Source organism: Cupriavidus lacunae (assembly GCF_003353055.1).
Taxonomy (GTDB): domain Bacteria; phylum Pseudomonadota; class Gammaproteobacteria; order Burkholderiales; family Burkholderiaceae; genus Cupriavidus; species Cupriavidus lacunae.
In genome coordinates, this window is record NZ_QKWJ01000136.1 from 1 (window position 1) to 12,319 (window position 12,319).

The 12,319-nt window shown below is 58.4% G+C and carries 13 protein-coding genes and 1 pseudogene; 10 read left to right on the forward strand and 4 right to left on the reverse strand.

The features are described 5' to 3' along the window. A partial coding sequence (locus tag DN412_RS40485; protein WP_208647756.1) for an IS200/IS605 family accessory protein TnpB-related protein occupies positions 1-757 on the forward strand: 757 nt, incomplete at its 5' end. A gap of 111 nt (positions 758-868) precedes the next feature. Here DN412_RS40485 and DN412_RS45280 read toward each other — a convergent pair. Next, positions 869-1,357: an enolase C-terminal domain-like protein gene (locus DN412_RS45280; protein WP_244223066.1), complete on the reverse strand. Its 489-nt coding sequence runs from the start codon at positions 1,355-1,357 to the stop codon at positions 869-871. 53 nt (positions 1,358-1,410) lie between these two features. Between DN412_RS45280 and DN412_RS45285 the strand changes: the two genes are divergently transcribed. Next, on the forward strand, positions 1,411-1,584 hold the full coding sequence (locus DN412_RS45285) for a hypothetical protein (protein ID WP_244223067.1): 174 nt from the start codon (positions 1,411-1,413) through the stop codon (positions 1,582-1,584). Here DN412_RS45285 and DN412_RS45290 read toward each other — a convergent pair. Then, a pseudogene (locus tag DN412_RS45290) lies at positions 1,573-1,629 on the reverse strand (hypothetical protein); the annotation flags it as partial. The gene DN412_RS45285 and the pseudogene DN412_RS45290 sit on opposite strands and share 12 nt — an antisense overlap. A gap of 59 nt (positions 1,630-1,688) precedes the next feature. After that, a complete protein-coding gene (locus DN412_RS40495) occupies positions 1,689-2,612 on the reverse strand; it encodes a LysR family transcriptional regulator (RefSeq protein ID WP_115216658.1) in 924 nt (307 codons plus the stop codon). Between the two features lie 173 nt (positions 2,613-2,785). Here DN412_RS40495 and catA point away from each other — a divergent pair, with 173 nt between their 5' ends. From catA to DN412_RS44270, 8 genes are all read left to right on the forward strand, one after another. Beyond that, positions 2,786-3,721 (forward strand): catechol 1,2-dioxygenase, encoded by a 936-nt coding sequence (gene catA, locus DN412_RS40500; RefSeq protein WP_115216659.1) that lies wholly within the window; start codon positions 2,786-2,788, stop codon positions 3,719-3,721. A gap of 106 nt (positions 3,722-3,827) precedes the next feature. Then, on the forward strand, positions 3,828-5,186 hold the full coding sequence (locus tag DN412_RS40505; protein WP_115216660.1) for an SRPBCC family protein: 1,359 nt from the start codon (positions 3,828-3,830) through the stop codon (positions 5,184-5,186). Then, the gene (gene benB / locus DN412_RS40510) at positions 5,183-5,671 is read left to right on the forward strand and encodes a benzoate 1,2-dioxygenase small subunit (RefSeq protein WP_115216661.1); all 489 of its coding nucleotides are present in this window, start codon (positions 5,183-5,185) and stop codon (positions 5,669-5,671) included. Before DN412_RS40505 ends, benB begins: the two co-directional genes overlap by 4 nt. 38 nt (positions 5,672-5,709) lie before the next feature. Next, on the forward strand, positions 5,710-6,732 hold the full coding sequence (gene benC, locus DN412_RS40515) for a benzoate 1,2-dioxygenase electron transfer component BenC (protein ID WP_115216662.1): 1,023 nt from the start codon (positions 5,710-5,712) through the stop codon (positions 6,730-6,732). Further along, the gene (gene benD / locus DN412_RS40520; RefSeq protein WP_115216663.1) at positions 6,729-7,505 is read left to right on the forward strand and encodes a benzoate diol dehydrogenase BenD; all 777 of its coding nucleotides are present in this window, start codon (positions 6,729-6,731) and stop codon (positions 7,503-7,505) included. Before benC ends, benD begins: the two co-directional genes overlap by 4 nt. A gap of 346 nt (positions 7,506-7,851) precedes the next feature. Next, positions 7,852-9,237 carry an MFS transporter gene (locus DN412_RS40525; protein WP_115216664.1) on the forward strand — a complete coding sequence of 462 codons (1,386 nt, stop codon included), beginning with the start codon at positions 7,852-7,854 and terminating at the stop codon, positions 9,235-9,237. 277 nt (positions 9,238-9,514) lie between these two features. After that, complete coding sequence (locus DN412_RS40530) at positions 9,515-10,339, forward strand: 3-oxoadipate:acetyl-CoA acetyltransferase (protein ID WP_115216665.1); 825 nt, start codon at positions 9,515-9,517, stop codon at positions 10,337-10,339. Between the two features lie 385 nt (positions 10,340-10,724). Beyond that, the gene (locus DN412_RS44270) at positions 10,725-10,985 is read left to right on the forward strand and encodes a tyrosine-type recombinase/integrase (protein WP_279635305.1); all 261 of its coding nucleotides are present in this window, start codon (positions 10,725-10,727) and stop codon (positions 10,983-10,985) included. A gap of 84 nt (positions 10,986-11,069) precedes the next feature. Here the strand turns inward: DN412_RS44270 and DN412_RS40540 are convergent, their stop codons facing one another. Continuing rightward, entirely contained in the window at positions 11,070-12,113 is a 1,044-nt protein-coding gene (locus tag DN412_RS40540; RefSeq protein ID WP_115216666.1) for a carbon-nitrogen hydrolase family protein, read from the reverse strand. Positions 12,114-12,319 lie beyond the last annotated feature (206 nt).

Consider the following 12,319-nt stretch of genomic DNA (forward strand, 5'->3'; position numbering starts at 1 on the left):
CGGCAGCCATGCCCACGTCGTGAGTTCCGGCAGATTCGAGGTCGTCATGGGTCGGCAGGACGCGCGGATCGACCGTCTGAAGTCGGTGTTGATGACGCCTGAACTCCGCGCGCTGCAGGCCAAAATGGATGAAGCAAAGCAGCGAGGCGAGAGGCTGTCGCGCGGTGACCAGATGGTGTTGCGCAAAGGCATGAAGGCGCTCTATGCAGACCCCGCATATCTGGAGGCGCAACGCCGTCGAGCCCAATGGCTCAACGACTTCCTGCACAAGCTGAGCAACAACCTCGTTCGCAACTGCGCAACGCGCGGTGTGCAGGTCATCGTCATTGGACAGAACAAGGGTTGGAAGAATGGCGGCGACATGGGCACCACCCAGAATCGACGCTTGCGCACTATCCCGCACGCCAGATTGATTGAGCTGATCCGCTACAAGGCCGAACAGCAGGGCATTGTCGTCGTTACCACCGAGGAGTCCTACACAAGCAAGACGAGTTTCGTGAATAACGAGCCGCTGCGCAAACACAGCGGAAAGAAGAAGTCGAAGGCAGCAGCAGAGAAATCAGCACCGACGAAAGTCGAGCCCGAGCAAACCTCGCCGGCCCACGAGCCGTTGGGGAGGCGTCTGAAGGACGAACGAAACACGTTTGTCAACGCCCATCAGACCGGACGCCTTGCCAGGGTACACGCTGACGTCAATGCTGCCTTCAACATAGCGGCGTGTTCCAGCGGATGGCCTATCACGCAGGCCTCACCCTGAAATACACCGTCATGCGCCTCAGTCCGCGGCTGGGGCTCGTTCAAGCAGAAATTTGGGGTCCGAGTGGCGCCGGACAATTATGAGACAAGCCAACAGATTGAAATCGCGATACTATGGACGAGCCGTCACGATGTCATCCTTGAGCAACAGCGGGCCGAAAAGCTCGGTACCCCACATTAGTCGCGGAAGCGCGCTGGAGCCATGTGCGGAAGCGATGGATCCGATACTGCCTTCGAGCATCGTCCCGCCGTAGAGCAACACACCCGCTGCATCTGCAATGGCCGCCGTGCGCATCATTCCGTAGATGCCGCCGGACTTCGCAATCTTCAGCGCAAACGCGTCGGCACAGGCATACGCACGAGTTCGAGTGCGTCCTCGGGTCCGGTAATAACCCTCGTCGGCCATGATGGGAACGGTGAATCGTGCCGCGAGCCGGGCAAGCGCTCCGCGGTGCTCACGTGGCGCGGGTTGTTCGATAAGGTCGATGCCAGCCGCCTCCAGCGCTTCGATACCCAAGGCTGCATCAACTTCGTTCCATGCCTGATTGACGTCCACGGTAACCTTCGCTCGGTCACCCAGCGCGGCTTTGATCTTGGACACGTGCGCACGTCGTCACGCACTCTGCGACGACCAATCTTGAGCTTGAAGACGTTGTGGCGACGTTCGGCGAGAAGCATTTCGGCTTCCTCGATGTCGCGGTGGGTATCACCGCTGGCGAGCGTCCAGAGGACTGGAAGCGTCTTGTGGACGGCGCCACCAAGCAGCGCGGAGATAGTCACGCCAAGGTGTTTGCCTTGGGCGTCCAGCAACGCCGTCTCGATTCCTGACTTGGCGAAGCGGTTGCCCCGAGCGACCTTGTTCTGCTTGAGCATGGCCGCGTTGACGCTGGTCTCATCCTGTCCGACCAGTGCCGGCGCCGGGTATGGTCGTCTTACGTCCCTTTGTCCACGCGCGGTACATAGGGAATTCCCTCTTCCTCGTAGAGCCGATAGATCAGCTCCAGCATTTCGTTGATGTCATGCGATTCATCCATCGCACGCATACTCATGATGATTGGTGAAGTTAGAGTTGGGTCATCCAGCTCCATGTAGCTCACGTCGTCGCGTTTCAGCCCATAAACGCTGCTTGGAACAACTGAGATCCCTTCTCCCGCCGCGACAAGTCCCAATGCAATCTGCAACTCGCGCACGTCATAGATGCGCCGAGGGGTAAGCGCTCGCTCCTGGAAGGCCGACAGAACTTGGTCCGCGTAGCTTGGCCTCGGGGCCTTCGGGAAAACAATGAGTGTTTCGTAGATGAGGTCCCGAAGCGCGAGGATCGGCTTCGACGTCGAGAGCGGATGGCCGACGGGAAGTGCAACGATCATTTTCTCCTCGCGCAGAGTCACCCGGCGGATGTTTGCGTCCTCGTGTCGAATCCGGCCGAACCCTACATCGATGCGTCCGTCCTTGAGCGCGCGAATCTGGTCCATTGTTGACATCTCGTGCAGGCTGAGCTCGACCGACTTGTTCTCGTCTCGGAATCGCCGAATGATCTTTGGCAGCATGCCGTAGAGCGTGGAACCTACAAAACCGACGGACAGACTGCGCTCGATGTTGCCCACGCGTCGCGTCATCGACTCCAACTCGTTCGTCTGCGCAATCAGATTCACCGCGTGCGAGTAAAAAAACTTGCCGGTCTCGGTGAGCTTGAGCGGACGGGAGCTCCGTTCGAACAGCTGTACGCCCAGCGCTTCTTCGAGCTGCTGTATTTGGCGGCTTAACGGCGGCTGCGCGATGTGGAGCCGCTTGGCTGCGCGCGTGAAGTTGCGTTCTTCTGCAACCGCTACAAAGTAGCGAAGATGTCGCAGCTCCATACAATACCTCCGAGATATAGCGCGATACTAAAACAGTGTTGGACTGGGGCGTTTGGCGTCCTCTATTCTGCTTTCACACTTCGTTTCAAGGCCAGATTATACCTTCCGAGCACTATCGGATCGGCCCAAAATGAGGGTTAACCCCACGAAAACACAGAAAGTTAGGAGCAGACATGAGCGTCAAAGTATTCGACTCGAAGGAAGTGCAGGACCTGCTGAAGGCTGCAGCGAATCTGGGAAGCCAAGATGGCAACGCTCGCGCCAAGCAGATTACTCATCGTCTGCTGAGCGACCTCTTCAAGGCCATCGACGACCTGGACATGACGCCCGACGAGATCTGGACTGGCGTGAATTACTTCAACAAGCTTGGACAAGATAGTGAGGCTGCCCTCTTGGCCGCTGGCCTTGGTCTCGAGAAGTATCTAGACATCCGCATGGATGCGGAGGACCGTGAAGCTGACATTCACGGCGGCACGCCGCGCACTATCGAAGGCCCACTGTATGTTGCTGGCGCGCCGGTGCGTGATGGCGCCTCTAAGATTGACCTCAATGCTGACGAAAACGCGGGTCCGCTCATCATCCGTGGCACTGTGACCGGACCGGACGGGAAGCCCGTGGCCGATGCGGTCGTCGAATGCTGGCACGCCAACTCGAAGGGCTTCTACTCGCACTTCGACCCGACCGGGACGCAAGACGATTTCAATCTTCGCGGCGCGGTGAAGACCGGGGCTGACGGCAAGTACGAGTTCCGCACGCTGATGCCCGTTGGCTACGGCTGCCCTCCGCAAGGCGCCACGCAACAACTGCTTGACGCGATTGCCCGACACGGCAACCGCCCGGCCCATGTACACTTTTTCGTAACGAGCGACAAGGCTCGCAAGCTCACGACGCAGATCAACATCGAAGGCGACCCGCTGATCTGGGATGACTTCGCTTATGCGACGCGCGAAGAACTCGTACCGCATGTGGTCGAAAAGACTGGCGGCGCTGCGCTCGGCCTCAAGGACGACGCGTACAAGGAAATCGAGTTCAACATCGAGTTGACTCCGCTGGTGCAAGGCAAGGACAACCAGCTTGTGAACCGCCCCCGCGCATCCGCCACGGCGTAACCCCTCGCACGGCGGCCTGCCTCGCCAGGCCGCCAACCTCTCTGCACGAACTATCTGTACCGATGCCACAGGGCTTGACCACGAAGCCAGCATAGGGAGACGACTAATGTCCGCAACTATCGACAAAGCACGAAAACTGGACGATTTGCTGAGCAACGCCGTTCAGGATGACAAGGAAAATGGCGTCTTCCGTTGCCGCCGCGACATCTTCTCGAACGCCGATCTGTACGAACTCGAGATGAAGCACATCTTCGAGAGCAACTGGGTCTACCTCGCGCACGAAAGCCAGGTTCCGAACAACAACGATTACTACACGACGTGGATTGGTCGTCAGCCAATTGTCATCACGCGTGACAAGGCCGGTGAGCTGCATGCGGTAATCAATGCGTGCGCACACAAGGGCGCCATGCTGTGCCGTCGCAAGCACGGCAACAAGGGTAGCTTCACCTGCCCGTTCCACGGCTGGACGTTCTCGAATGCCGGCAAGCTTCTGAAGGTAAAGGACGAGAAGACCACCGAGTATCCGGTGCAGTTCAACAAACAGGGTTCGCACGACTTGAAGAAGGTCGCGCGCTTTCAGAACTATCGCGGTTTCCTGTTCGGTAGCCTGAGCGAAGACGTGATGCCGCTCGAGGACTATCTCGGCGAGACGAAGATCATCATCGACCAAATCGTCGCGCAAGCGCCGGAAGGTCTCGAAGTGTTGCGCGGCAACTCTTCGTACATCTACGACGGCAACTGGAAGATGCAGATGGAAAACGGCTGCGACGGCTATCACGTCAGCACCGTGCACTGGAACTACGCCGCAACGATGGGCCGCCGTAAGGTCGAGGGCACGAAGGCCGTCGATGCAAACGGTTGGAGCAAGTCGGTCGCGGGCGTGTATGGCTTCGAGCATGGCCATATCCTGCTCTGGACCAACACGATGAATCCTGAAGTGCGTCCTGTCTATCAACATCGCGACGAAATTGCTGCTCGTGTCGGCGAGGACAAGGCGAAATACATCGTGAATCAGACACGCAATCTGTGTCTTTATCCGAATGTTTTCCTGATGGACCAGTTCAGTACACAGATTCGCGTGGTCCGTCCGATTAGTGTCGACAAAACTGAAGTCAGCATTTTCTGCTTCGCACCGAAGGGCGAAAGCGCAGAAAGCCGCGCCATCCGCATTCGCCAATACGAAGACTTCTTCAATGTCTCGGGCATGGGAACCAGCGACGACCTCGAAGAATTCCGTGCGTGCCAGGCGGGATATGCCAGCACGACGTCGATGTGGAACGACATGTCGCGTGGCGCACCGTTGTGGGTCCACGGACCTGACGCGAACGCGAAGGGCATGGGATTGAACCCGCTTATCTCTGGCGAGCGCAGCGAAGACGAAGGTCTCTTCGTAGTGCAACACGAATATTGGATGCAGGTGATGCGCGAAGCCCTGCGTAAAGAACAAGCAGAGGCGGCCGCATGACCATCGACTATCAAAAAATCTGTAACGCGCTCTATCAAGAGGCACGCTTTCTCGATGACCGTCAGTGGGACGAGTGGTTGTCCTGCTACACAGAAGACGTCACCTACTGGATGCCGGCCTGGGATGACGATGACAAACTCACCGAAGACCCGCAAAGCGAAATTTCTCTGATGTACTACGCGGACCGCGGCGGCCTTGAAGACCGGGTGTTTCGTATCAGAACCGAGCGCAGCAGCGCGTCGATGCCGGAACCGCGCACCAGCCACAACGTTACCAATGTCGAAGTGCTGGCGGAGCGGGATAACCAAGTCGACGTTCGATACAACTTCAACACGTTGAGCCATCGTTACAAGGTGACCGATCAGTATTTCGGAACCGTCTTCGTCACCCTCCGCAGAGTTGACGACCGCTTGTTGATTTCGAGCAAGAAGATTGCGCTCAAGAACGACTATATCCGCCAGGTTCTCGACGTCTACCACGTCTGATGCAACTGGTCGGAATGAGACAGGACGCAGGAGGCAACATGTCCAGCTACAACATCGCACTGAATTTTGAAGACGGCGTGACCCGCTTCGTCGAATGCAAGGCCGGCGAAAAGGTCCTTGATGCCGCTTTTCGTGCCAAGATCAACCTGCCGATGGATTGCTCCGACGGCGTGTGTGGCACCTGCAAGTGCCGCGCCGAGAGTGGCAGCTACGACTTGGGCGATGACTACATTGAAGACGCACTTAGCGCCGACGAGAAAGCTAGCGGTCTCGTGCTCACGTGCCAGATGGTCCCGCAGAGTGACTGCGTCATCGCGGTTCCGGCATCGTCGACGGTGTGCAAAACCGAGCAAAGCAAATTCGCTGCGACGGTCACAAAAGTCGAACAACACAATGATGCCGCGGTGGTGCTTGAGTTGGACATAGACAGCATCCCACCGGTCTTCCTCGCTGGTCAGTATGTGAACATCGACGTCCCCGGCAGCGGACAGCACCGCTCGTATTCGTTTTCGTCCGCGCCGGGCGCATCGAAGATCAGCTTCCTGATCAAGAAAATTCCCGGGGGCGTGATGAGCACGTGGCTCGAAGCGGCACAGCCGGGCCACAAGGTGCAACTGACCGGCCCCTTGGGCAGCTTCTATCTTCGGGCAGTGGAGCGTCCCTTGTTGTTCCTGGCTGGCGGCACGGGCTTGGCCCCCTTCCTGTCGATGCTGGAAGTCCTGGTTCGTGCGAACTCGCAGCAGAAGGTGCATCTCATTTACGGTGTGACACGAGACCTCGACCTTGTCCAGATTGATGCTATCGAGGCGTACGTCGCCAAGTTGCCCAACTTTACGTTCAGCACCGTGGTCGCAGAAGCGGAATCGAGCCATCCTCGCAAGGGCTGGGTGACTCAGCATATGCCGGCTGAATGTCTTAACGACGGTGACGTTGACGTTTACCTGTGCGGACCTCCGCCGATGGTCGACGCGGTGCGCAAGTATTTCGACGAAAACGGCGTCAAGCCCAACAGCTTCCACTATGAGAAGTTCACGCCCAACGCAGCCCCGGTGACCCCATGAGCGCCCAGCGATTCGAAGGCAAGGTGATGGTAGTCACCGGTGCCGCCCAAGGTATAGGCCGCGGCGTCGCACTACGCGCAGCGGCGGAGGGTGCGAAGGTCCTGTTTGTAGACCGCGCCGACTTCGTTTCCGAAGTCGCAGCGGAAGCAGTGGGGGCCGACACCGCCGGCTTCATTGCCGACCTCGAGACCTATGAAGGCGCAGCCTCCACGATGGCATTCGCGGTGGAGAGGTTTGGTCGAATTGACATTCTGGTCAACGCCGTGGGCGGAGCCATTCGCATGCGGCCCTATGCCGAATTCGAACCGGCTCAGATTGACGCGGAGATTCGCCGTTCGCTCATGCCGACCCTGTACGCCTGCCACGCGGTCCTTCCGCATATGCTCGCGCAAGGTAGCGGAACGATCGTGAACGTTTCCTCGAATGCAACGCGCGGTATCCGCCGTGTGCCGTACTCGGCTGCGAAGGGTGGCGTCAACGCGATGACGCAGTCGCTGGCGATGGAGTATGGCGAGCACAACATTCGCGTGGTCGCTGCAGCGCCCGGCGGAACCGAGGCGCCTCGCCGACGCGTGCCGCGCAACGCGGCTGGAGATAGCGAGCAAGAGAAGGCCTGGATGAGGGAGGCGGTGACGCAGGTTACTGAGTCGACGTTCTTCAAGCGATACGGAACGCTCGACGAACAAATCGCGCCGATTCTCTTCCTCGCCTCTGACGAAGCTGGCTACATCACGGGTGCCGTGCTGCCGGTTGCAGGGGGCGACAACGGCTAGAACCCCTCGGAGAAGCGACGATAGCTGACGCGGCAGTAAACCAACTGTAGAGCCATTGTTCCCGCTTGGATAGGATCCGCCCTACAAAGCGATTCGGTACCCGCTTGCTTTGAAGATCGGTAGCACTGTGTACGTCTCTGGCCAGATTGATCGTGATGCTAAGCCGGAACTTAAGAGCTTCGTAAGGGACCACACCGCCCCCCTACAAGTATCACGCGCTCCCTTTAAATCGCTGCCGAGACGCCGACCGACAAGATCGAAAATCTCCAGGAGACCACGCCTGCGTGAACCGCAGACGCCGGGGTGCATGCCGCAACCATTCCTAATACAACGGAGGAGACAAATTATGCGTCACATTGATGTTCACAAGCTCGCCGACGACGCGCGCTTCAACAGATTCCATGCTGGCCTGCTGTTTTGGTGCGCGCTCATTATCATCTTTGATGGCTACGACCTTGCCGTGGTGGGCATCGCCCTTCCTTCCATCATGAAAGACATGGGCGTCGACGCGACCCGCGCCGGTTTTATGGTCAGCTCCGCGCTGTTCGGCATGATGTTCGGCGCAGTCATCATGGGAACCATTGCCGATCGCATTGGCCGCCCCAAAGCCATCTCAGTCTGTATTGCGCTCTTCAGCGTCTTTACTGCTGCGGCGGGAATGACACACGATCCGGTCACGTTCAGCATGACACGCTTCCTTGCCGGACTGGGAATCGGCGGTGTGATGCCCAATGTCGTCGCTCAGATGACCGAGTTCTCGCCGCGCAAGATTCGCGGAACGATGGTCACGCTGATGTTTAGTGGGTATTCCGTAGGCGGGATGCTCGCAGCAATAATGGGTAAATCACTGATCCAGACGTACGGTTGGCAATCGGTATTCCTGGCTGCCAGCGTTCCCGTACTTATCATCCCTGCTGTGTTGAAGCTAATGCCTGAGTCGCTGCCCTTCCTGATCCGGCGCAATCGTCTGGACAGTCTTAAAGCAGTACTGGGCCAAATGGACAGCACCTACAGCGCGCAGGCGACAGACCGGTTTGATTTGCCTCAGGCCGAGAAAGGTACCAGCGCTCCTATCAGCATGCTATTCCTTGATGGCCGTGGATTCAGCACCGTCATTTTGTGGGTGGCTTTCTTCATGTGCCTGTTCATGGTCTATGCGTTGAGCTCCTGGCTCACGAAACTCATGGCTGGCGCGGGCTATAGCCTCGGCTCGGCACTGACTTTCGTCCTGGTCCTGAACTTCGGGGCGATGGCCGGCGCAATCGGCGGCGGTTGGCTGGCAGACAAGTTCAATATCAAATACGTGCTGGTTGGCATGTACACACTCGCCGCGATATCGATTACGCTGCTTGGCTACAAGATGCCGACAGAGGCCTTGTTCTTCGTAGTCGCACTTGCCGGAGCCTCCACGATCGGCACGCAAATTGTGACGTACGCATATGCAGGGCAGTTCTACCCAGCTACCGTCCGCGGCACGGGCATTGGCTGGGCATCCGGTGTCGGCAGAAGCGGCGCAATCCTGGCGCCCATTGTCATCGGCGTGCTGGTAAGCATGTCCCTGCCACTCCAGCAGAATTTCACTGCAATGGCAGTGCCTGCTGTCATAGCAGTGCTGGCTGTGCTCCTGATCGACCATAAGCGGTCGGCATCGGTGATCGACAGCAGGTCAAGCCAGGGCGCAGCGGATTCAGAACGGACGGTCGTTCTGCGCGCCCAACACCGCGACTCCTGAGGCAGGAGGCAATTTCCACAGCCAAGATGGGCGAAACCTATTTTCTCGGTGATTCGGGATTGTGAAAAAAATGGCAGGCTCTCGCTGAGACGAAAAAGCCTGCCATTGCAGACCCACTCAGTATTGGACGAAGCCATGCTGTCCCATACGATGCATGCGAATTGTCGACCAATACAAACGAAGACGGCGTCAAACCAGCGCAGAGGTCGCCTTATCGGTGACCCTAGAGGCACCAAAAGATACCGCGTGCGGCCTATCCAAACTACTGAAATCAAGCATGAACAAGCCTTACATCATTTCTGTTGCGATCACGGGATCACTGCCGCGCAAAAAAGACAATCCGGCTGTACCAATCACAGTGAACGAGCAGGTGGAGTCGACCCAGGCGGCATTTGAAGCCGGAGCGACCCTGGTTCATCTCCACGTACGCAACGATGACGAAACTCCCACGTCAAATCCCGATCGCTTCGCGCTAGTGCTGGAAGGCATTCGCAAGCACGCGCCGGGCATGATCACCCAGGTTTCCACCGGTGGCCGCTCCGGGGCCGGCAATGAGAGAGGTGCCATGCTATCCCTGCGGCCGGACATGGCATCCTTGGCCACCGGCTCGGTCAACTTCCCGACCCGGGTCTATGACAATTCGCCGGACCTGGTCGACTGGCTCGCCGCCGAAATGAAGGCCTACGGCATCAAGCCCGAAGTCGAGGCCTTCGACCTGTCGATGATCTTCCAAGCCGCAGCGATGCAGGCAGCGGGCGCGATCGTCGGTCCCCTGCACATCCAATTTGTCATGGGCATCAAGAACGCAATGCCTGTCGATCGCGAAGTGCTTGAATTTTACGTTCGGACCCTCAAGCGCCTTTCGCCCGATGCGACATGGACCGGCGCAGGCATCGGTCGAAATCAACTGACGATGGCTCGCTGGTCTCTCGAACTAGGGGGACACTGCCGCACAGGACTCGAGGACAATGTGCGGATGGACAAGAATACGCTCGCCCCGTCCAACGCCGCCCTTGTGCGCCAGGTTGCCGAGCTTTGCGAGGAGTATGGCCGCCCCGTAGCGACCGCAGCCCAGGCTCGCGAGATCCTGAATTTGTGCTGAGCACATTCCCACATCGCTCACCACAACACCAACCCAAGCCGTTGATGTGGACCGAGAGCGCTCGCGACATCTTTCAGAAAGTCACGCGCGCCAACCGCCGTTCTGTTTCAAAGCTAGCGCTGGAACACGGCCTGAACGTGAATGTCTTTCGCTGGCGTCGCATGTATAGAGCAGGCGATTTCGGCCCGCCTGAGGTTGCGAACGACCCACTGCCGTTGCCCGTCATCGTTGAGGCACCCGCAGTCGAAGGATCGGTCGACGTGCCTCCTGCGGGGAACCAGTGCGATCAGCCGGAAGCATCGTCCACCGGGGTCATACGGTTGCAACTGGCCAAAGGACAAGTGAGCATTGAGGCCGGGGCGATCCGGAAGTCCTGCGCACGGTGGTGCGATGCCTGCTATATCGTCCACGATATAGGCGACACTCGCTAGCGATGATGCTACTTCAATCCGGCGTGGACCTTCTAACAATCCAAGCTTGGCTTGGGCACGCACAGGTTGCCACAACCCATCGTTATGCCGCAGCCGATGTCGAAATGGTGCGACGCGGCTTGGACAAGGCGGCAATCCGAGCACCTTTGCGATGTCGTGGACGCCGCGCCGCCCGGAGGACTGGCTGTTTCACTGTCACATGGTCGAGCACATGATCCGGATCATGCCTGTCGTCGAGGCCTCTGTGGGGCGTTCAGCGAGTACCGCTAAACGCCCCATACCGTCATACGCGGGAAACTTCACTTTGAGTCTTCGGGGCCCGGCTCGGAGCTGCCGGCAGCCGGTCTCGCCGGATGCTTCAATGTGTCCGGAAACGACTCCTGCTCGAAGTCATGAACCGGTGTTGAGCGATTGCGATTGAAAAGCAGGCGGAGAACATCAGGGCGCGAGTAGTGACCGACCGGGTCATATGCGGCTTTTGCCACACCAATCATTCCCAGGTCGACGTCAGCGCACAGCAGCCCTTCCTCCTTCTCGCCCAGGGGCTCGCAAAGGGGCGCGGCATCCGGGCCGTAAATCATCGCAAATCCGCCACCTTCCGTCAGCAGGGCTGCTTTGCTATCCTTGTCTACCAGCATGTCAATCATCTCCTTGGAGACGGTGGCGCACGGTGCGAGAACGAAGCATTGCCCCTCAAGCGCATAGACCTGGCTGGCTGCGTTGTTTGCTTGCGCGCTAAGCTGGAAAGCAGCTCCACGATAGACCGAAAAGCTCGGCCAGGCCGCCACGTGAATCTGCTCGTGCTGCGAATACATGGCGTACTTCGAAAGCGGCTGAATGTGTTCCGCACAGCAGAGCGCTCCCATTCGCCCGATAGAAGTGTCATGCACAGCGAGATGGCTACCATCGCCTTCTCCGTACACCGTACGTTCTGCGTGCGTCGGTTTGAGCTTGCGGCGTGTCGCGATGAGCTTTCCCTGGTCATCAATAATCGCTTGCGCGATGTAGAGGGAGCCGCCCGCGCGTTCGGAGAAGCCCAAGACCACGAAAATCTTGTTCTTCGCTGCTGCTGCCTTGATTCTCTCGAAATGCTCGCTGTCCACTGCGAGCGAATTCTCGAAGTACCGACGTACGAACTGCATTCCCCACGCCGGCGAGTCCAGCCAAATCCACCACGGGTAACCCGGCAACCACACTTCGGGAAAGGCAATCAACGCTGCCCCGAAAGACGAAGCCTCCTCGATCAGGCGGACGGCCTTCTCCACACCCTTTTCTAGGTCTAGGAATTCGGGGGCGGCCTGTACGGCCGCAACCTTGAATTTCGTTCTCACTTCGCTCGGCATGTTGCCCTCCTAATATTCACTTGAGCCTGACTGGAACGACAGCCGCCAATCGCACGGCAATTCTGAACTCGACGCTGGTTTGCGGCATTTCCTTATACGGAAGTCATGACTCTTCCCGCAGTGCTTGAATGGTGAGGGCGGCGTCCATGGTTCTCTGCATGCCGATCCAAATCGTCTTTGCGCCGGGCTCGCCATCGCTCTTGCGC

Coding starts and splice junctions, on each gene's coding strand:
- DN412_RS40525 (WP_115216664.1), top strand. CDS start 7,852: ATGCGTCACATTGATGTTCACAAGCTCGCCGACGACGCGCGCTTCAAC.
- DN412_RS40495 (WP_115216658.1), bottom strand. CDS start 2,612: ATGGAGCTGCGACATCTTCGCTACTTTGTAGCGGTTGCAGAAGAACGC.
- DN412_RS40530 (WP_115216665.1), top strand. CDS start 9,515: ATGAACAAGCCTTACATCATTTCTGTTGCGATCACGGGATCACTGCCG.
- catA (WP_115216659.1), top strand. CDS start 2,786: ATGAGCGTCAAAGTATTCGACTCGAAGGAAGTGCAGGACCTGCTGAAG.
- DN412_RS40540 (WP_115216666.1), bottom strand. CDS start 12,113: ATGCCGAGCGAAGTGAGAACGAAATTCAAGGTTGCGGCCGTACAGGCC.
- benD (WP_115216663.1), top strand. CDS start 6,729: ATGAGCGCCCAGCGATTCGAAGGCAAGGTGATGGTAGTCACCGGTGCC.
- DN412_RS40505 (WP_115216660.1), top strand. CDS start 3,828: ATGTCCGCAACTATCGACAAAGCACGAAAACTGGACGATTTGCTGAGC.
- benC (WP_115216662.1), top strand. CDS start 5,710: ATGTCCAGCTACAACATCGCACTGAATTTTGAAGACGGCGTGACCCGC.
- benB (WP_115216661.1), top strand. CDS start 5,183: ATGACCATCGACTATCAAAAAATCTGTAACGCGCTCTATCAAGAGGCA.